Annotated in this window: 14 protein-coding genes; 8 read left to right on the top strand and 6 right to left on the bottom strand. The window is 65.2% G+C overall.

All coding sequences use genetic code 11. The features are described from left to right. Positions 1-56 precede the first annotated feature (56 nt). Positions 57-902 carry a dimethylargininase gene (gene ddaH / locus ACIBTM_RS16185; RefSeq protein ID WP_199754870.1) on the bottom strand — a complete coding sequence of 282 codons (846 nt, stop codon included), beginning with the start codon at positions 900-902 and terminating at the stop codon, positions 57-59. Positions 903-976: 74 nt separating this feature from the next. On the opposite strand from ddaH, the gene ACIBTM_RS16180 reads away from it, so the two are divergent. The 4 genes from ACIBTM_RS16180 to ACIBTM_RS16165 all read left to right on the top strand — a co-directional run bounded on the left by ACIBTM_RS16180 (position 977) and on the right by ACIBTM_RS16165 (position 5,447). After that, the gene (locus ACIBTM_RS16180; protein ID WP_005151923.1) at positions 977-1,423 is read left to right on the top strand and encodes an Lrp/AsnC family transcriptional regulator; all 447 of its coding nucleotides are present in this window, start codon (positions 977-979) and stop codon (positions 1,421-1,423) included. 12 nt (positions 1,424-1,435) lie between these two features. Continuing rightward, the gene (locus tag ACIBTM_RS16175; protein WP_395877337.1) at positions 1,436-2,188 is read left to right on the top strand and encodes an enoyl-CoA hydratase; all 753 of its coding nucleotides are present in this window, start codon (positions 1,436-1,438) and stop codon (positions 2,186-2,188) included. Between the two features lie 290 nt (positions 2,189-2,478). Continuing rightward, positions 2,479-4,386, top strand: a complete 1,908-nt coding sequence (locus tag ACIBTM_RS16170; protein ID WP_395877335.1) for a 2-oxoacid:acceptor oxidoreductase subunit alpha — start codon at positions 2,479-2,481, stop codon at positions 4,384-4,386. After that, positions 4,383-5,447 carry a 2-oxoacid:ferredoxin oxidoreductase subunit beta gene (locus ACIBTM_RS16165; protein WP_395877333.1) on the top strand — a complete coding sequence of 355 codons (1,065 nt, stop codon included), beginning with the start codon at positions 4,383-4,385 and terminating at the stop codon, positions 5,445-5,447. Before ACIBTM_RS16170 ends, ACIBTM_RS16165 begins: the two co-directional genes overlap by 4 nt. A gap of 68 nt (positions 5,448-5,515) precedes the next feature. Here the strand turns inward: ACIBTM_RS16165 and ACIBTM_RS16160 are convergent, their stop codons facing one another. Both ACIBTM_RS16160 and ACIBTM_RS16155 read right to left on the bottom strand, forming a co-directional pair. Further along, positions 5,516-6,835 carry a hypothetical protein gene (locus ACIBTM_RS16160; RefSeq protein ID WP_395877331.1) on the bottom strand — a complete coding sequence of 440 codons (1,320 nt, stop codon included), beginning with the start codon at positions 6,833-6,835 and terminating at the stop codon, positions 5,516-5,518. Positions 6,836-6,850: 15 nt separating this feature from the next. Then, positions 6,851-7,876 carry a polyprenyl synthetase family protein gene (locus ACIBTM_RS16155; RefSeq protein ID WP_038520027.1) on the bottom strand — a complete coding sequence of 342 codons (1,026 nt, stop codon included), beginning with the start codon at positions 7,874-7,876 and terminating at the stop codon, positions 6,851-6,853. A gap of 886 nt (positions 7,877-8,762) precedes the next feature. On the opposite strand from ACIBTM_RS16155, the gene ACIBTM_RS16150 reads away from it, so the two are divergent. Together ACIBTM_RS16150 and ACIBTM_RS16145 are read left to right on the top strand one after the other, a co-directional pair. After that, a complete protein-coding gene (locus ACIBTM_RS16150) occupies positions 8,763-9,287 on the top strand; it encodes a DUF4365 domain-containing protein (protein WP_395877329.1) in 525 nt (174 codons plus the stop codon). Beyond that, positions 9,287-10,405 (top strand): hypothetical protein, encoded by a 1,119-nt coding sequence (locus tag ACIBTM_RS16145; protein WP_395877327.1) that lies wholly within the window; start codon positions 9,287-9,289, stop codon positions 10,403-10,405. Before ACIBTM_RS16150 ends, ACIBTM_RS16145 begins: the two co-directional genes overlap by 1 nt. On the opposite strand, the gene drmB is transcribed toward ACIBTM_RS16145, so the two are convergent. Together drmB and drmA are read right to left on the bottom strand one after the other, a co-directional pair. After that, positions 10,402-12,255, bottom strand: a complete 1,854-nt coding sequence (gene drmB / locus ACIBTM_RS16140; RefSeq protein WP_395877325.1) for a DrmB family protein — start codon at positions 12,253-12,255, stop codon at positions 10,402-10,404. The two genes, ACIBTM_RS16145 and drmB, sit on opposite strands and share 4 nt — an antisense overlap. Next, a complete protein-coding gene (gene drmA, locus ACIBTM_RS16135; RefSeq protein WP_395877323.1) occupies positions 12,252-15,809 on the bottom strand; it encodes a DISARM system helicase DrmA in 3,558 nt (1,185 codons plus the stop codon). The genes drmB and drmA overlap by 4 nt, the downstream gene beginning before the upstream one ends. A gap of 143 nt (positions 15,810-15,952) precedes the next feature. Here drmA and ACIBTM_RS16130 point away from each other — a divergent pair, with 143 nt between their 5' ends. Together ACIBTM_RS16130 and ACIBTM_RS16125 are read left to right on the top strand one after the other, a co-directional pair. Continuing rightward, entirely contained in the window at positions 15,953-16,588 is a 636-nt protein-coding gene (locus tag ACIBTM_RS16130) for a type IV toxin-antitoxin system AbiEi family antitoxin domain-containing protein (protein WP_395877321.1), read from the top strand. Further along, on the top strand, positions 16,581-17,357 hold the full coding sequence (locus ACIBTM_RS16125; RefSeq protein ID WP_395877319.1) for a nucleotidyl transferase AbiEii/AbiGii toxin family protein: 777 nt from the start codon (positions 16,581-16,583) through the stop codon (positions 17,355-17,357). The genes ACIBTM_RS16130 and ACIBTM_RS16125 overlap by 8 nt, the downstream gene beginning before the upstream one ends. 6 nt (positions 17,358-17,363) lie before the next feature. Here ACIBTM_RS16125 and ACIBTM_RS16120 read toward each other — a convergent pair whose 3' ends face one another. Then, positions 17,364-19,691: a DUF262 domain-containing protein gene (locus ACIBTM_RS16120; protein WP_395877317.1), complete on the bottom strand. Its 2,328-nt coding sequence runs from the start codon at positions 19,689-19,691 to the stop codon at positions 17,364-17,366. Positions 19,692-19,700: the final 9 nt, after the last annotated feature.

The following is a 19,700-nucleotide window of genomic DNA, read 5'->3' as shown; positions in this document are numbered from 1 at the left end:
TAATCGGTTTGGCGAATGGAGTAGTTACATGATCTCGCAAGATGTCCACTAATGGATTACTTGCGGATCTCCAGGGTGCAGCACTTCGGGCCGCCGCCTGCCTTCCGCAGTTCGGAGATGTCCAGGAAAACGACCTCATAGCCGCGTTCGGTCAGCCGCGCCGCCAAACCGGTCGCCTCGACCGGCAGGACGACGTTGCGGCCGTCGGACACCCCGTTCAGGCCGAAACACTCCGCGTCGGCCCGGTCCGCGATTACCGCGTCGGGGAACATCCGCTCCAGTACCTTCCGGGACCCGGCCGAGAAGGCCTCCGGGTAGTAGGCGATCTGGGCGGACGTCGTGTCGGTCGCCTCGGCGAGCACGAACAGCGCGGTGTCGAGGTGGTAGTAGCTCGGGTCGATCAGCCGCAGCGAGACGACCGGGACGCCGAGGACCTCCTGCGCTTCGGCGTGCGCGGCCGGGTCGGTACGGAAGCCGGTACCGGCGAGGAGGATCTTGCCGGTCCAGGCGAAGTCGCCTTCGGCCTCGTTGATCTTCTCGGGCATGGTGATGTCGCGGTAGCCGTGCTCGACGAACCAGCGGCGGAAGTGCTCGGCCTCGGCGGTGCGCTGCGGGGCGCGGAACCGCGAGCCGAGGACCCGCCCGTCGACGACGGTGCCGGAGTTCGCGGCGAACACCATGTCGGGCAGGCCGGGCTGGGCGTCGATCTCCTCGACGGTGTGGCCGAGGCGTCGGTAGGTGTCGCGGAGTTCGGTCCATTGCGCCATCGCGGCGTCGACACTGACCGGGACCGACGGGTCCATCCACGGGTTGATGACGTAATCCACCGCGAAGTACCGCGGCGGGCACATGAGGTAGCGGCGCGTCGTGGGTACACGGGGCTGCTGCTCCAGTTCCGGCATACCCGAAGGGTAAGGCTCACCTAATTCCGCAATCAATCGCTGTTCGCTGCGCATATACCTGCTAAACATTGCGTGTGAACACCATCGACCAGCGAATCGTTTCATGCCTGATGGCCAACGCGAGGTCCAGCTACGCCGACATCGGCAAGGTCGTCGGCCTGTCCGCGCCCGCGGTGAAACGGCGGGTCGACCGGCTGCTCGAAACCGGGGTCCTGCGCGGGTTCACCGCGGTCGTGGACCCCGAGGCGCTGGGCTGGGGCACCGAGGCGTTCGTCGAGATGACCTGCAACGGCAACATCACCCCGGCCCGGATCCGAGCCCGGCTGGAACCGTTGCCCGAGGTCGTCGCGGCCTACACGGTGTCCGGCGCCGCCGACGCGATCGTCCATCTGCGCGCTTCGGACATCCACCACCTGGAGACGGCGCTGGAACGGCTGCGCGGGCTGGAGATCGTCGACCGCACTGTCTCCACCGTCGTCTTGTCCCGGTTACTGGAACGCCCGCCGACGCCCGAAGCGTGACACCCTCGACGCGTGACCGATCAGATCCGCTCCAGCCATGACGGCGGCGTCGCCGTGCTCACCATCGACGCGCCCGCGACCCGCAACGCACTGACCCTCGACCTGTCCGCGCAGCTGGCCGAGGCCGTCTCGCGCGCCGAAGCCGACGAGAGCGTCCACGCCTTGGTCGTCACGGGCGCGCCGCCGGCGTTCTGCGCGGGCGCCGATCTGGACACGCTCGCCGGCGCCCGGGAGGACGGGCTCCGCGCGATCTATGACGGCTTCCTCTCGGTGGCGCGGTGTTCCCTGCCCACGATCGCCGCCGTCGGCGGGGCCGCCGTGGGCGCCGGATTGAACCTCGCGCTCGCCGCGGACGTCCGCATCGTGGGACCGAGGGCGAAGTTCGTGGCCAGATTTCTCGATCTCGGCATCCATCCCGGCGGCGGGATGACGTGGATGATCCAGCGGCTCGTCGGACCGCAGAAGGCCGCGGCGATGACACTCTTCGGTGAGGTCGTCGGCGCCGAAGCCGCTGTCGAAAGCGGGCTCGCGCTCCGGCTCGTCGAGGGCGATCTGGTCGAGGCCGCCCGTGAACTGGCGAAACCCGCCGTCGACGCTCCGCGAGACGTCCTTTTGGCGACGAAGCGCACGCTTCGGCACACCGCGGCACTGACCGACCATTCGGCCGCCGTCGACGCCGAAATCGAGCCTCAGGTGGCGTCACTCACCGCACCCGCGTTCACCGAACGGCTCGCCAGGCTGCGAGCGTCGATGACCGGCCGCTGACCGTTCCTCAACCGGACTTCACTACGCTGGAAGGAGATACGGCTCACAATCGAGCCGCATCGCCGACCGTTACCATCGGTAACAGATAAACCGGATAATCCCCGCTCAGCGACGAGCTCAGGACACTCGAGAAGTAGGTCCGGCCCGTTTTTACGGCAACCTGGGAAGTGTGCCGAGGACTAACCTCGGGACATGGCACCTGTGACCTGGCCGACATCGCCGGGCGAGGCACGCCGATCTCCGGCACGGCCGGGGACGACGCACGTCGGGAGAGAGGGAATCCCTGACCTATGAGCACGAGTGCGAACGGCAACGGCTCCTTGTCGGCCGTCAGGCCCACCGAGGTCGCCAAGCTGGACCGGGTGGTCATCCGGTTCGCCGGCGACTCCGGTGACGGCATGCAGCTGACGGGCGACAGGTTCACCTCGGAGGCGGCCGCCTTCGGCAACGACTTGTCGACCATGCCGAACTTCCCCGCCGAGATCCGCGCGCCACAGGGCACCATCCCGGGCGTCTCGAGCTTCCAGGTGCACTTCGCCGATTACGACATCCTGACGCCGGGCGACCGGCCGGACGTCCTGGTCGCCATGAACCCCGCCGCACTGAAGGCGAACCTCGCCGATGTCCCGTCAGGCGGGACGATCATCCTCAACACCGACGAGTTCTCGAAGCGGAACCTGGTCAAGGTCGGCTTCGAGAACGACCCGCTCGACGACGACACCCTTTCGGCCTATCAAGTCCACCGGGTGGCCATGTCGACGCTGACCAGGGGCGCACTCGAAGAGACCGGACTGTCCAAAAAGGACGCCGAACGCGCGAAGAACATGTTCGCTCTCGGCCTGCTCTCGTGGATGTACCACCGGCCGACCGAAGGTACGGAACGCTTCCTGCGCGAGAAGTTCGCGAAGAAGGCCGACATCGCCGAGGCCAACATCCTGGCCTTCCGCGCCGGCTGGAACTACGGCGAGACGACGGAGTCGTTCGCGACGACGTACGAGGTCGCGCCCGCGAAGCTGAACCAGGGCACGTACCGCCAGATCACCGGGAACACCGCGCTGGCGTACGGGCTGGTCGCCGCCGGGCAGCAGTCGGGCCTGCGGATCCTGCTCGGCACGTACCCGATCACCCCGGCGTCGGACATCCTCCACGAGCTGTCCAAGCACAAGAACTACGGCATCCTCACCTTCCAGGCCGAGGACGAGATCGCCGGCATCGGCGCGGCGCTCGGCGCCTCCTACGGCGGTGCCCTGGGCGTCACCTCGACGTCCGGGCCCGGTGTCGCGCTGAAATCCGAGGCCATCGGCCTCGCGGTGATGACCGAACTGCCGCTGGTCGTCGTCGACGTCCAGCGCGGCGGGCCGTCGACCGGCCTACCGACCAAAACCGAGCAGGCCGACCTGCTGCAGGCGATGTTCGGCCGCAACGGCGAATCCCCGGTGCCGATCGTCGCGCCGCTGTCCCCCGCGGACTGCTTCGACGCGGCGCTGGAGGCCACCCGGATCGCGCTCAAGTACCGCACGCCGGTGTTCCTGCTGTCGGACGGCGCGATCGCGAACGGCTCCGAGCCCTGGCTGATCCCGAACGTCGAGGATCTGCCGGATCTGCGCGTGGAATTCGCCACCGAGCCGAATGCCGAGGACGATTCCGGGGAATTCTGGCCGTATGTACGCGACCCGGAGACCCTCGCCCGCGAGTGGGCGCTGCCGGGCACCGCCGGTCTGCAGCATCGCATCGGCGGGCTGGAGAAGGCCGACAAGACCGGCCACATCTCCTACGACCCGGACAACCACGACAAGATGGTGCGGCTGCGCCAGGCCAAGATCGACGGCGTCGATGTCCCGGACCTCGTCGTCGACGATCCGAGCGGCGGCAAGGCGCGGGTGCTGGCGCTCGGCTGGGGCTCGTCCTACGGGCCGATCGGCGCCGCGTGCCGCCGCGTGCGCAAGGACGGCATGCCGATCGCGCAGGCGCATCTGCGCCATCTCAACCCGTTCCCCGGCAACCTCGGTGACGTACTCCGTTCGTACGACACCGTCGTCGTCCCGGAAATGAACCTCGGCCAGCTTTCGATGCTCTTGAGGGCCAAGTATCTCGTCGACGTGAAGTCGTACACGAAGGTCGCCGGGCTGCCCTTCAAGGCCGAAGAGCTGCAAGGCGTCTTCACGGAGATCATCACCAGTACGGAGGGGGCGAAGTGACCGCGATCGACCTGGGGATCCCCACCCTCGGCGGCTTGGACCTTGTGCCGACCGAGACCGAACCGCAGAAGGCGAAGGACTACAAGTCGGACCAGGAGGTCCGCTGGTGTCCCGGCTGCGGTGACTACGTCGTGCTCAACGCCGTGCAGTCGTTCCTGCCGACGCTCGGCCTCAAGCGCGAGAACATCGTGTTCATCTCGGGTATCGGATGCTCGTCCCGGTTCCCGTACTACCTGAACACCTACGGCATGCACTCGATCCACGGCCGGGCGCCGTCGATCGCGACCGGGCTCGCCACCGCGCGGCCGGATCTGTCGGTGTGGGTCGTCACCGGTGACGGCGACGCGCTGTCCATCGGCGGCAACCACCTGATCCACGCGCTGCGGCGCAACGTGAACATCAAGATCCTGCTGTTCAACAACCGGATCTACGGTCTCACCAAGGGCCAGTACTCGCCGACGTCCGGGCCGGGCATGGTCACGAAGTCCACCCCGATGGGCTCGGTCGACACCCCGTTCAACCCGCTCTCGCTGGCGATCGGCGCCGAAGCGTCGTTCGTGGGCCGCGCGCTCGACTCGGACCGCAAGGGCCTGACCGAGGTGCTGGAAGCCGCCGCGAAGCACCGCGGGTCGGCGCTGGTGGAGATCTACCAGAACTGCCCGATCTTCAACGACGGCGCCTTCGACGTCCTCAAGGACAAGGACGAGGCCGCCACCCGGCTCATCCCGCTGAAGGCAGGCGAGCCGATCAAGTTCGGGCCGCAGGGCGAATACGGTGTCACGCGCGGCGGCTGGGCCGGGCTGGAGGTCGGGAAGGTCGCGAACATCGGCGACGAGAACCTCGTCGTGCACGACCCGACGATCGAGGACACGTCGTACGCGTTCGCCCTTTCGCGGATCGGTGACCAGAACCTGAACCACGTGCCGACCGGCATCCTGCGGCAGGTCGAGCGGCCTACCTACGACGACCAGGCGCGTGCCCAGGTCGAAGAGGCCCAGGCCGCCCGCAAGCCCGATCTGCAGGGGCTGCTGCGCGGCAAGGACACCTGGACCGTGGTGTAGCTCGCCCCCGAACGCTATGAACGGGCCGTTCCTTGCAAATTTCGCAAGGAACGGCCCGTTCATTGCACTCAGGTGAGGGGACGGAAGCCCACGCGCTCCGCGTCGGCGGCGGTCCGGAACCAGACCTCCGCGACCATCTTCGGGAACTGCTGCGAGTCCTCCGTGCAGTACCGCAGAGCGGTCACGCTGGCCTTGACCGCGAAATCGTCGGCGGGACGGCCGCCACCCGGCCGCGGCATCGCCGAACCGGGACCGAACGGGCCGGGCGGAACGGATTCGGGCACCGGAGCGGCGACCTGCCGCGCGGGCGGGGGCTCCGGCGCCGGCATCGCGTCGCCCGGCTGGACGGCGGGCTCGAACAGCGAACCGCTCTGCCCACCGGACAGTTCCGGCTCACGGCGTTCGATCGCCCGCATCGACGGCTGGATCGGCTGAGGCGGCTCGAAACCGCCACGGACCGCGCCCCGCGGCGTGCGCTTGGGCAGCACCTGGGTGGCTTCGGCGGGCGTCTCGGGCTCCGAGTCGAGGAGACCGGCCTGCGCTTCTTCGTCCGACCCGAAGGCGTAGGCGGGCGGATCGTGCAGCTCCTCTTCCCGCTCGAACCAGTTGGTCTCGACGGGCGCCTGTTCCGTCTCCACGCGCGACGCGGGGCTGAACAGGGACACCGGCTCCGGCTGCGTCTCGGCACCCTCGGGGTCCAGCTGCATCTCCAGACGGGACCGGTACGGCCCTTCGCCCGGCAACGGCGGCTGGGGCTCGGGCTCCGGCTCGGGTTCCGGCTCCAGGTCCAGCTTCGACGCGGGCTGGAGATAGTCGGTCGCCGCGGCGACGTACGGGTTCTCGGGCTCGGGCTCCGGCTCGGGTTCCGGCAAGGCCGCCGGGATGAACTGTGTCCGCTCGGCGGCGGGCTCCGGGTCGGGCTCAGGCTCCGGGTCCGGCTGGGACGCGGTGCGGTACTCGGCCTCGTACTCTTCCTCGGGCTCGAAGATCTGCGTCGCGGACGCGGCGTGCTTCGGCTCCTCGTGGACGTTCTCGTGGACGTCCTTGACGGGCTCCTCGGCAGGCTCGGTCCACTGCTGAGCGGGCTCCTGCTCGGTGAGCGTCTCGGGATACGCGGGCTTCGGCTCCTCGGCCGCCGCGAACTCCTCGTCCAGATCGTCGTGCGACGGCGTCGTGAGATACGCGGTCCCGCCGGCGACGGCCGCGGCACCCGCGCCGAGGCTCACCCCGGCTGGCAGCCGGGACGTCTCGGCGTGCGCGGTGGCCAGCGAGCTTTCGAGCTCACGGATGCGCTTGCGCGCCGGTAGCACCAGCACCAGCCAGGTGAGCAGCGCGCCGACGACGAACGCCAGCAGACTCCACAGCCAAACCTGTCCGAAAATGGACATCTAACCTGCCCTTTGTCAATGCGTTCGCGCGACCAGGTAGTCGGCGACCGATTCGCAGGCGTCCCGGGCGGGCGACGCGGGCAGCGCCGCGAGCTCGGCACGCGCCCGACGAGCGTAGTCGGAAAGAGTTTCGCGTGCGCGTTCGAGTCCGGACGAGGCCCGCAGCAGGCCAAGGGCCTCGGCGACGAGCTTGTCGTCGGAGATGGGGCCGGACAGCAGCTCGACCAGGCGCGGGTCGGTGGCCGGGTCGGCCAGCGCGTACAGCATCGGAAGCGTGCGGACACCTTCGCGCAGGTCTGTGCCCTGCGCCTTGCCGAGCTCGTCGGAAGCGGACGCGATGTCGATGACGTCGTCGGAGATCTGGAACGCCGTCCCGATGATGTCGCCGAAGCGGCGAAGCGCGTCGATGTAGTCGTCGGGCGCGCCGGACATCATCCCGCCGAACCGGCCGGAGGTGGCGATCAGCGAGCCGGTCTTCTGCGCGATGACCGTGAGGTAGTGCTCGACCGCGTCGTCGCCGTCGGCCGGGCCGACCGTCTCGCGCATCTGACCGGTGACCAGCTCGCCGAAGGTCTCGGCGATGATCCGGGCCGCGTCGGTGCCGAGGTCGGCGACCAGCCGCGAGGCGTGCGCGAACAGGAAGTCGCCGGTGAGGATGGCGATGGTGTTGTCCCAGCGGGCGTTGACGCTTTCCGCGCCGCGGCGCATCGTCGCCTCGTCCATCACGTCGTCGTGGTACAGCGTCGCGAGGTGCACGAGCTCGACGGCCGCGGCGGCGGTGACCACCTGGTCGCCCTGCTTCGGCCCGAACTGCGAAGCCAGCAGCGTGAACAGCGGACGGAAACGTTTGCCACCCGCCTCGACCAGGTGCGAAGCGGCGTCCTCGACGGCCTTGACATCACTGCGGACGACCTCGCGGAGCAGGGTCTCGACGTCGGCGAGGCCGGTCGCGAGGGTGCGCAGGAGCTGCTCGTCGGCGATCTGGAGCCCCACGGACGCGCGCAGGTCCTCGATGGCACCACCTGGGGCAGGTGAAGACACAGACACGTCGGCTCCGCTCTCTTTGACACCGTTCGGGGTTGGTCCCAGCGTAGTGGCTACCCGCTGAGGCCTGTTGACCTGCTGTCCAGGGGAAACGGTGACGAAGATGACAGTGCCTGGTCCGACGAGGCAGCGAAGCGCCCTGCGCATCGTCACCATGCGACCAACGATCGCCTCGAGGCGGTCTGGAAGGTGCGACAGCAGGGCACTGCCACCCAAACCACAGGGCATCGACTCAGCCGGAACTGCTCGGGCTCGTCCGCGGTGTGGCGGCGCTCGCGAAGGCCCCAACCGGCCCTTGTCGGCTGATGATGATCGGCCCGACGGCGAGCGCGGGCCATTTCATCCAGAGGCATCTCGATTGGCCTCATGACAAAGATCCGACTTCCGACTTCGGCGGACTTGCCCAACTGCTGGTCGCACGAAGGCGCAGATGCGGCGAGGTCTCCGACTGCGGCTATCTCATCGGTCTCTGTTGATCGGCCCGAAGGAACGTCTACAGCACGGACGTCAAGGACGTGGAGCTACGCGTCCTTCGGACGTATTCCGCCTCCACGGAGCGCGGCTAGAGGCGGCTCCGGAGGTCGCGTCCGGATCGATCGAGTACTCGTGCGGCTTAGAGGTTCGAACCGCATCAAGGTCTCGCCAGAGAGAGCCATCTCGGCACATAGATCGAACTGGGTGGATCAACTCCAGCAAGGAAGGCCAACCGTTCTACGTCAGCGGTCCCTAGACGCCTCCGCGCCGGACCCCACCTTGGAGCGATCGGTCGCGCGTGGGCACATCGACATGCGAATCGGCGGCCAACTCTGACGTACCTTGTTGTCGTCCACAACGGCGAAAGATCGACTACTCTGGGCTTCAATTCGAAATCTAGACGGTGGGCATGGAACTGGTGCTGAGCAAACCAGAACATCAAGGGGCCTTCGGCCAGTCGTTCGTTCATGTCCTCGCGTCGGCGGCCGGGCTGACCGTCGCGCGAGAAGACATCGACAGCCGAGGTTTCGATCTGACGATCGGCCACAAGGGCAAACTCGGTCAGCTCCGTCACCCGAACATCGAGGTGCAGGTCAAGAGCTGGTCGAAACGCATCGCTGTCGAGCAACAGGGTTACTGGAAGTACGAACTTCGGACCCGTCACTACAACGAGCTCGCCGGCACCGACTTCATGGTCCCCAGGTTCCTGATACTCGTGATAGTCCCCGATGACTGGCACGACTACGTGGATCACGCCCCCTCCGGCACCGAACTCAGACATGCCGCTTATTGGATGTCGCTGCGCGACCAACCGACATCGAATCTCAAACCGGACAGCAAGGTGCGAGTGGACGTCCCTGTTCGGAATCTCCTAACGGTCAACTCACTCCACGCGGTGATGAAGTCGGCCGCGACACTGCCGGTGGGGGCCTGATGTCCTACGAGAGCCCCAACGATGAACGCCGTACTGTTGACCTCACCGCCATCGCCACTTACCTGCGCTCAACAGGCTGGCGTGAATCAGGCACGTACAGCCGCGCGATCGTTTGGACGACCATCGTCGACGAATCCGAAGTCGAGCTCCTCGTGCCCGCCACCTCGGAGTTACGGGACTACGCCGAGCGCGTCGCCGACATCGTCAGGACGCTGTCTTTTGTTGAAGGACGACCGGAACCTGAAGTTATTCGAGATCTCCGCTCAACTCAGGTTGACGTGTACCAGGTCAGGACCGTCCCTGACACACCCAGCGGCACGATTCCGCTGAGCGAGGGCTTGCGTGCGGTCAGAGGAGTTCATGACCTCCTCTTGGCAGCCGCGACGGCCGCCGCATCTCCAGAACGCCCCAGCGTTCTGCCCAGCCAGAAGCCTTTAGCAGCGAAGGCAGTCATCGACCAGCTCCGACTGGGACAAACCAGTGTCGGCAGCTACGTGCTACGAGTAGAAAGCCCGCTTCCCGACGTGAGCCTGAAACCTACGGTGTCCACGCGTGACGTGCTCCTTCTGCTCCACCAGGCAGCGTCAGCAGCCCGTGACGCTGTGGCGGAAACGTACGGAGACAACTTCATCGAGTTCGAAGAGCGGATCGGAGACGGGGTCTCGGCCAACCTCTGTGACGCGCTGGTGTACATCGGCGGGCAGCGGCAGAGTATGTTCGAGCTTTCCTTTTCCTGGGCCGTGGCCTCGCCGACCGAAGCGGACACCCCGCTCATCCGCTTCGACTCTCGCGCAATCTCGACCCTCAAGCGCGCGGCGAAGCACCTGCGGATGTTGCCGGTTGCCGAAGCAGTCGTGGTGATCGGACGCGTCACTCATCTGGAACGCCCTCGTCCAACAGACAAACTCGGCAAGGTTCAATTGGCCGGCACAATCCAGGCCAAAGACCAGCACCGGGAAGAAGACCGGATCGTCATGCGACTGAATCCACAGCAGTACGCCTTGGCGGTAGCTACCCATGGTGACGGACGCAATGTCCGGGTCACCGGTGCGCTCCGACACACCGGACGTCAGTACGAAATCAGTCGAATCGACCAGTTCGAGGTCCTTGACGACTAATCGGAGAAGAAGCCACACCCTGTGGTACCAAGAGTATCGACCAGCAACGCTCGGTCCAGGTACTGGTTTCCTCGTTCACATGACGTTTCCGCGGCGAACAAACAGGCATGGCAGGCGGCGCCATAGAGCCTTCCGTGCACCCGCGGGTCGTGCTCCGAACAGAGCGGATCGGAACTGCAGAGTTCCGCCGCCTCGAGCGCCTGATCGACTAGCTGTCCAAGCCTTTCGGTCTTACCCAATGACACGAGTCCACCCAGCGTTCCTTCGCTGTCCGGCGCCGCCGTGTACAACAAGATCCCAGCCATAGGCGTCTGCCCACCCTCCGTGGCTGAACGCGCGTAGATCCGCTCGCCGATTCCTGCCGCGCTGTACCCCGAATCCAGGGCGAGCTCACGGATGAGCGTGTGCGCGAAGGTGTGCAGGAGGACATACCGCATCCCTGGCCAGCCCCCGGCGTCGACGTCTCGCTGACGACACCATGACCGATGCGCGGGCAACAGCACGTCCCGCTCACGCTGACACACCTCCGGCCGGGCTTCCCAGCGGGCGACACGATCCTCATCGAACCGCAAAAAGAACCCTTCGCCCCGGGTTTCCGCACAGGGAACCCATGTTGGCTCCGACAGCGACAGTGGCGCGCGTCGCTGGTCCGGGGTGTCTTGCGCCTCCCATTCCGGCGCGTCGATCCGGGTGAATCCGTAGAGCGCAGCCACCTCCCGCAACCGTGGCACCAAGACCAACCTGTTCAACCACGAGCCGGCGTTCTCTGGAACCGACTCTCGCACTGTGGTGAAGTTGGGCTGATTCGCCGCCCGGTCGCTGGTAAGGGCATCCCACTCCGGCTGGTAAAGGTCGACGCTGTCTCCACGTCGCTCATCGCACGGCCTGTGCCGGGCACGCTCGACGACTGCGCGCCACACCTTGTCAATGCCGTAGCGTTCGAGGTCAGGCCAGCAGTTTTGATTCGGAATGATCTGCTTGGCCACCTCCTCGGGCAATTTGGCGAGAATCTCCAGTTCCTTCCAGAACTCCGCGACCACGTGCATGAGTGGGTCACGATCCCTGGGTACGGTGAAGGCTCTCAGCTGAGTCGGGAACCAGCTGTTGGTAGCACCGAGGACGAGAGTGCGGACAGGCCGCCCACACTCGTCGAACTTGCCCGGAAGATGAGGATGACGGCCCCGGCAACCCGGCAGACTGAATTCAGCCGCCTCACCAAAAGCCTCGGACATCGACCTGCGAGCGTTGCACTCGCAGGTGACGAACACGTTGGCGGCCTCACCGGTACTGCCGGATTCAGTCATCCTGAGGGAGTGCCCGGACTCGGGCTGGACACCCCGATGTGAATAGAAGTGCCACGGAAAGTCGTCGAGGTGACCGTTCTCGCACGCCAGTACGAAGCGAGCAGGCAGAGCGGCAGGGCGTTTCTTCCCGCTTCCCCAGCACTTATGCGCATATCGAACATGATCGGGCCGCACCGGGTCAGGTTCCAGATCGAACAGGCCGCTGGTGGCTTCACCCAGCCGATTGCAGCGAGAGCATCGAAGCCAGCCTGGGAACAAGCCTACCGGAACCCCGACCTTGGTCCACTGCCCGAAGGGGTCAGGCGTCTCCGGCAAATACGGCGGCAACCGCAAGGCTGTGACCTGACGGCCTAGCTTCGCCCGTACCGCGCTCAGCAAGCGCTCTTCTTGCACAACGTGAGATCGCTCGAGGTTCCAGAAATCGAGACCCAGCATAACCACGGACAGATTGGGAAGGTCCGCCATCGCGCCGGCGCCGTAGGTGTGCAGTAGCTGATTCGGCCGCATCGCCCCGACTCGGTGCGCCTGAGGTTCCGCGGTGGTCACGAATCTCCGCCTTCCGGTTCGGTCTCGGCCGCTGGTATTCGTGCGGCGAACGGCGGTGGGGTATCCGCGACCACACCGCCAGGAGGTTGTAACAACAGTTGAACACCTGGCTCGACATCGCGCAGTGACCTGGGGCATGTGGCGAGCCTCCAGCTCCCGCCTGTCGGGGGGTGCAAGAGGCCGACGATGTCGTCGGAACGGCCAGGCTGTTCGTACGCCAGCCGGCGCCCAGGGGTAAGACGCTCCCGGTTCCAGTAGGCCAGTCTTTCGTCCAACGCCTTTTCCACCCGGCGTTCGGCATCGTCATCAGTCGTGCTCCGAGACCGCTGACGGAGATACCGGGCGACGTACGCGGCGAGTTTGGATGTGCTGTCGAAGTCTTCCGCACGCCGATTGCCGTTGTAGGCGAGTTCGGACTCCCTGATCAGCGAAACCAGTACACCGGTCAAGCCGCGGTCCACCGCACGGTCTGCGAACGGCGTCACCGATAGTGCTTCGACATGACGATAGACCGTCGCATGGAAGTGCTCGAAGCTTTCGTAGTGCGAAAGATCGCGAGGCCGGGCCCAGTTGTAGACGGTGAAAATGAGCCCTGGTGAACTTCGGCCGACCCGGCTGGTGGCCTGGATGTATTCGGCCGCCGATTTCGGTTGTCCGCAGACCACCATCATGCCAAGCCTGGAGACGTCGACACCCACCGCGATCATGTTCGTGGCGAGCAGGACGTCGATCGGCGTGGGGGCGCCCTTGTCCTTGCTTCGAGGGAATTCGACCTCCAGTCGGTCGAGCAGTGGGCGGATTTCGTCCGAGGACAGCCGGGAGGTGAGCTCCCGGATCCCGTCGTCGGATACGTATCTGGTGGCCAACCCACGCTCAGCCGCACGCTTCAGCCTGCTGCGCACGTCGTCTTCGGCGATCCTCCGCATGCCACCGAGGTCACGAAGACTGTTGAAGTAGCCGACCAAGGTCATGTACGGGTCGGTGATCTCGTTGCGGCCGTATCGCTCATGCAGCTTCTGCGCCGCTCCGAGCACCGAGACATAGACCCGGATCAATGTCGACTTGATCCGGGTTCCTTGAGCACAAATTCCGACGTAGCGACGGCCAGGTTGGCCGGACACATCACGCTGCCTGGCGAAGAAGTTGTCATCGACGGAGAGTCCCGGTGGCGGGAAGATCTCCGTTTTGCGATCGAACAGCGAACCTATTTGCCGGTCCGCACGTCGTACAGTCGCGGTCGAGGCGATCACCTTTGGTCTGACCTTGCGTCGAGTGTCCGGGTTTTCCCAAGTCGCGAGCTCATCGACGGCACATTCGTAGAGTCCGACCAGTGAGCCGAGCGGCCCGGAGATCAGGTGTAGCTCGTCCTGGATGATCAGGTCGGGTGGGCGCAACGCCGCAATACCCACGATCTGCGAAGCCGGCGCCTCCGGCAGCGGCCCGTGCCGATCCTTTTCCTCCCAGCCATCATTGTTTCGAAGGTCCTCGGTCACGAGGCCATGGCGTTCACACCTTTGACTGACCCGCCCGAACAGGGTCGTCGTCTCGCCCCGCCACGGCAGCTGAGCGAACTTGTCCACTGTTCCGATCAGCAACGCCGGCGGATGCCGATAGATCTCCTCGTCCACCACCAGGACCGGCAACCCCCGACGTTCCTCTCGGCCAGGCCCGTCGTTGGCAGCAGCGAGTGCGCCAAAAGGACAGCTGAGACCAGGGCAGGTCACGAGGGTGCGTCGATAGACGTTGTTGACCTCGATGTCGCGGCCGGGTTCAATCCGGCTGCCGCACCAAGGGCAGCTGGACAGCTGGTGTGGAGAGCCTTGGGCCCGGGTCACCGTACCGCGGATGTTCCGACGTTGCTTCAGCCAGTCCTCGGCCTTCTTCGTGCTGTTCGGCGTGACTCTCGCGCCGACCCACATGCCGATCCGGAACGGAGTATGGCCCCATGTTCGTTCGTCTTCCCGACGGAGGATTTCGGCCGCGCAGATCAGTGTCGTCGCGCGCTCGAACTGCTGAATGGTGAGTAGCCGAAGCGTGTATCTCATCAGCACGGCAACTCCGGCCATCGCGTTGAGCGTGCCGTACTGCGGCTGTAGGCGACGTATGGCAATGGTGAACGCGGTCAGCCCCAGGTAGGCCTCGGTCTTGCCACCGCCTGTCGGGAACCACAGCAGATCCGCGACCGCGGTATCTTCGGTCGACCGCTCAGGATGCGCGGGATCCGCCAGCGATGCCAGATTGAGCAGAATGAACGCCAGCTGGAAAGGCCGCCATTCCTGTGTCGTATTTTGGTCCACGAGGGACACTGTCCGGTCGAAATCGGCGGCCTGATCCTTACGTCGCCTGGCAGCGACCTGGGTGTGCAACCGCTGGAGGTACATCGCACGGTTCGCGAACCCGAATGCGCGGCGTGCACGATCATCGGAGGCAAGGACATCGATGCCGGCTTCGATGCGATCGGCCGCACGGCTCGCAGCGACCAAGCTTTCGCGAGCCTCTTCGAAGTATTCGCCCAAGTACTGGTCCGAGTCTCCGATCGCCGTCGCTTTGCGGTCTATCCAGGCGCGATAGCCAACGACCAACGGACGCAAGACGGCGACCAGCGATTCGGCTGACTGGCCGGCGAGCTCACTCAGCCGTTTCATCCCGAGTTCGACATCTCCGAGCTCGGGGAGATCGGGATCATCGTCAACGGTCGGCACACCAGTGTGCGGAACCTCGTACTCGGGCACGGTGCTGGTGCTGATCTTTGTCGCACGCATGGGATCGCCGGGATCGACGACGGCATGGACCGCTGTTCCGCTGCCGAAGGCGAACTCGGGATGGAATCGGTATGCCATGGCCAGGCGCCGACGCTCGGCCTGATCCGCGGAGTCGATGTTTCTCGGCCGTTCATGCCGTGGCAGGAACACCGGTCGCGCGTCCTCGCCGACCGCGGACAACTCAACCTGGAACAGCCACGAAGGAACATGTCGTCGTCGCTCGGGCTGGCTCTGTTCGTTGTCCAGGAACAGCGAAACCAGCCAGTTTCCATCTTGCTTCCGAACTCGGCCACGAACGACCACATCCGGTTGATCCGAACTCGGCGACGAGCGGGGCAGCAGACCTGGGGTCAGCGGGACGACGACCGAACCCCCCATTTGCTCTCGCCGCCAGACCTGCTTGCCCGCTGTGTCCTCGCGCTCGGACGTGCCGCGCTCATACCGCCCCCATTTCGCGGTGACCAGCAGCTTCGTCGCTTTTCCGTCGACATGAGCGGTGAAGCCCAGCGCAGCGGGGGTGAGGCTGACGACGTTCGGCGCCGTCGGCTGAGGGTCCGGCTCCGCGGCGTCGCCGGCGTCAGCCCGGGAAAAGTCGTCCTGTTGCTCGGGCTCGATCGCCACATCCTTCGGCGCCAGCCTGCCAAGGAGGTATCGGTCGATCGGGTTCTCGCCGCCGCCTAGCTCTTCCTCCGGCCCGTCAAGCGGGCCTAACAGGTCATTCAGCACCAGCTGTTGCAGCTCGTCACGGATCTCCCTCGCCGAGGGGACACCGAGTACCGGCTGTTCAGTCATGCGACCTACCGTAGCGACGATCAGTGACAATCCAAGCGCGACTCTCCTAATACACTGCGTGAGCGAGCCAGATACGCAGCGCATCGACTACGATGAACGTAGGCTTGAACCCTACGGAGGTCGTACTGATGGCTAGGACACGGGTGAGTCTTCCCACCGAGCTGGCGCAGCGATCCCAGCGGGTCTTCCGGCCACGAGACCTCTCCGATCTCTACGCACACCCACGCGCCGAGATCGCACGCTTGACCCGTTCCGGAGTCCTTCGTCGCGTCGCCAACGGCTACTACGCGCTCCCGCCGTTGAACCGGCTTGGCGATTCACGCTGGGTCCCTGATCTCAACGCAGTGGCTTTGGGCGTCGGGCAGGTCGACTACGGGGTCTCGTCGGCCGCCCTGATGGGGATCAGCGCCGCCTACATCCACGGCGCTGCCTCGCGACGGCTCGCGGTCGCGGTTCTCGCCATCCCCAAGCAACGTCCGCCGTTGCCGACAGCGGACGCACGGATAGTCTTCGTGAAACGCGACGTAAGCAAGCTCGACGTCGAGCGAACAGAGACCGAGCTTGGCACCGGCTGGGCGACCACCATCGAGCAGACAGCTCTGGACCTGGCCACGCGCCCCACTCTCGGCGGCATCGGCGAGCCGAACGCACATGAAGCGATCCAAGCCTTGATGCTGCGTGCCGACTGGCCACTTCTCGAGGAACTGGCCACGACGCAGCACCGCCCAAGATCGCTCGCCACGATCGTCGCGTTGACAGGGAGAAAGTCAGATGCTTGATCCTGCTGAACTCATCGCCACAGCGGACGCTTTCGGCGTCGCCGAGAGCCAGGTCAGAAGAGATCACCTGATCAGTCACGTACTGGTGGCCCTCGCCCAGCTCGATCAGCCGATCGTGTTCTTCGGAGGCACCGCACTTGCCCGCACATGGCTCCCCGACCCGTCGACCGGTGGCAGATTGTCGGAAGACATCGATCTGTATACCGCCGAGCGCAAGAATGTCGCCGACGCGCTACGGGAGCTCCCACGGCTGCTGCGCCGGGAGTTCCCAGGCGCACGCTGGGACCCATCGCCCGGCGACGTACGGGCGATCGACCCTGCTCGCCTGGTTACCCGCGACGGCCTCCAGGTGCGGATCCAGCTGCTGAACACCGCTGAACATCGAGAACTCGCGCAATGGCCGGCCGAGGTCAAAGCGCTGCAGATGCGCTACACCGACGTCGCCCCATCGTCGCTACGCGTGCCGACGCTGACATCGTTCGCCGCGATGAAGACCGTGGCCTGGCTTGATCGCACGGCTGCTCGAGACCTCTACGATCTCGCGGCATTGGCCCGTATCGAAGCCCTCACCTCAGCGGCGGCGGACCTTGTTCACAAAGTGACCGGCTGGAGAGTCGCGCGGCACGGGTTCGCCCGCCTTCCCACGTTCGATTGGACAGTCCAGCTTGGCCACCAGACCGGAACGCTGCCACCGGCCCAGAGCTGCCTTGACCTGGTGCGAGCCAGCTACGGGGCTGCTCTGGGCTGGGCTGACGGCGAACCGGAATAAGAACAGTCAGTCGGTCCAGCGAGACCGTTGGTAATTCACCAGGTCATCTCCGAAGAGCTCCTGTGTCGAGTTGTTGATCCGGACGAGAAAGACGGGCTTCTTGTCCCCTTTTGCCTGTGTGGCGAACTGCGGCTTGGCACCTGGCGGGACGTCGATCCGAGCGACCGTACGACCGTCGAGTTTGCCCATCCGGAGATCAAGACCGGCGGCCGCCACCTTGCCCATCCGTGCACCGATGAGTTCGGTGAGCCAGAGCTCCCACCCGTCAGGGTTCTTCTTTCCAAGCACTGTGAAGTCCTCTTCGATACCGACGATCGCACCATCGTCGGCCACTCCGATGAGCAGCGTTCCGCCATAGGCGTTCATGAAGCCGGCGATCGACTTGACAACGCCCCACTCCATGGCGTCGTCCTTTGCACCGGTCCGCATGTTCTTCCGCCCGGTGGACTTGAACTCGACGACCTTACTCTCCCCAGCGGCGATCACCGTCCGAATGTCCTCACGAATCCGCCCCGGGTCAGTGCGCGCGTCCACAAACGGACTTTCCGCACGGTCCGCCGATCGGTTCACCGGCTTACCCATCGCTTCCTCGATCTGCTTGAGCAGGCGCTCGAATCGAGCGTTGAAGAACGCCGGAAAGTCGTCACCACGCAACGCAAGAGTGTCGATGTCGTGCGAACGGAGAATCGCGTCGAGGTCCGTGGCACTGACCTTGTCGCCGCTCTGGATCCGGGCCAGATACTTACTGGGAGGGTTGCTTCCGATCCGGTGGTTGGTCCGGGCGTCGATCGCGGTCTTGTTCACGATGCTGTTCGCGATGGCGTCCGCGATACCGTTCGCAGAGCACCAGCGTTGGGGGAAGATATGGTGCACGTCAATCGCATCATCAAGGTAAGCCTGAACGTCGATGGTCTCCCCTGTGCGGAAGTCCCGGCCACCTCGTTTCATCAGCATCGCATAAATGCCCTTGTAAGCAGCACTGTTGCGAGTGCGCAAGGTCAGGAGCCGTTCGGCTTGGAACTGGGCCTCACGAACGGTTCTCGGCTCAGGCCCACCGTCCGTAACCCAGCTGACAACGTCCGGCAGGTCGTTGGCGAACCTGGTCTCGGTCGACCCGCCATACATCTCGCCGAATACACCGCACCAGTACCACTGCTGCAGTTTCTGCCGGACACCAAGCCCTTCGGCAGCGTCGCCGAGCACAACCAGAATCGCCGTCAGCGGTACGAGCTGGGTCGCATAGGGCAGATCATTCGCCCGGTAGACGTGCTCGCCATGCAGAAACCGGACAACGCGTTGAAGCGCCTTTGTGGCGTCGTCAGCCCACTTCCGGTAGTCGGCCAGTTCAAGGCGAAGCATGTCCCGGCGCTTGCACGACACCGCGGGCGCCTTGTCATCCGCAAGACCGTCGGCGAGGTGCTTCTTCCGCCGATCGAACGTCGAGAGTAGTGTCAGGATCTGCAAGAAGTCAGTCGCCTCGAAGCCGCTGAGCAACCGATGAGCGGACAGCTCCTTCTTGCGTGCGTCCCAATCGGCACGCACGTTGAAGTCGTCGGCCGCGTAAGTCGCAGTCAGTAGCTCGAACACGGTCAGCGACACACCGCCGGTGTTGACCTTCTCAAAGACCTGACAGACCGCTTCCTTCGGCGTGGAACGGATCAACGCGATGGTCGGCACCTGGTAATGCACGAACGCATTGATCACGGCCCCGTTGAAAGCAGTCCAGATCTTCAGACGTTCTTCCGGCAGGCCAGGCCCTTGGCCGAGGTAGGCGAGCTGCCACTCCATGGTCGCGGCGTAGTCCATGATGCTGCCGAGCGGGAACATTTCGGCGGCGATTTGCGCCTCCGGCGTCGACACGTCCAAGATCGTCTCGCCTCGGAATGTTCGGATAACACCGTCTTCCGGAACGCTGACAATAGCCTCGTCCCGGTCCTTCGCCGGGTCGATGCAGGCCTTGATATCCGCGAAGTAGCTACGTGACACATTGTTACGCGCGTCCTTGGTCTGCACTGGAGCGCCTGAGCGGAGCGCGAGGTACAGCGACGTCATGCGCTGCTGGCCGTCCAGGAGCAAGAACTCCGGCTCGACTGGCGAGGCCAGCTCGACACCCTCTAGGGGCCGCGGCCGGAACCGAACGTCAGGGTTGCCGGTCTGCAAGGTCATCACGGCGCCGATCGGATAGGACAGCGACACCGACGCCAGCAAGCTGGAAATGTGGTTGTCGTCCCACACCCAACCTCGCTGGAAGTCAGGGAGCTGGAGAGCTCCTGCCTTGGCCTGGTCGAGCAGCTGCGCCAGCGGAACCTCGTCGCTGGTGAACTTCTTTTCCATGGAGTTCCT

It is taken from the genome of Amycolatopsis sp. NPDC049868, from assembly GCF_044461365.1.
Taxonomy (GTDB): Bacteria; Actinomycetota; Actinomycetes; order Mycobacteriales; family Pseudonocardiaceae; genus Amycolatopsis.
This window is presented reverse-complemented; position numbering and strand designations above follow the sequence as displayed.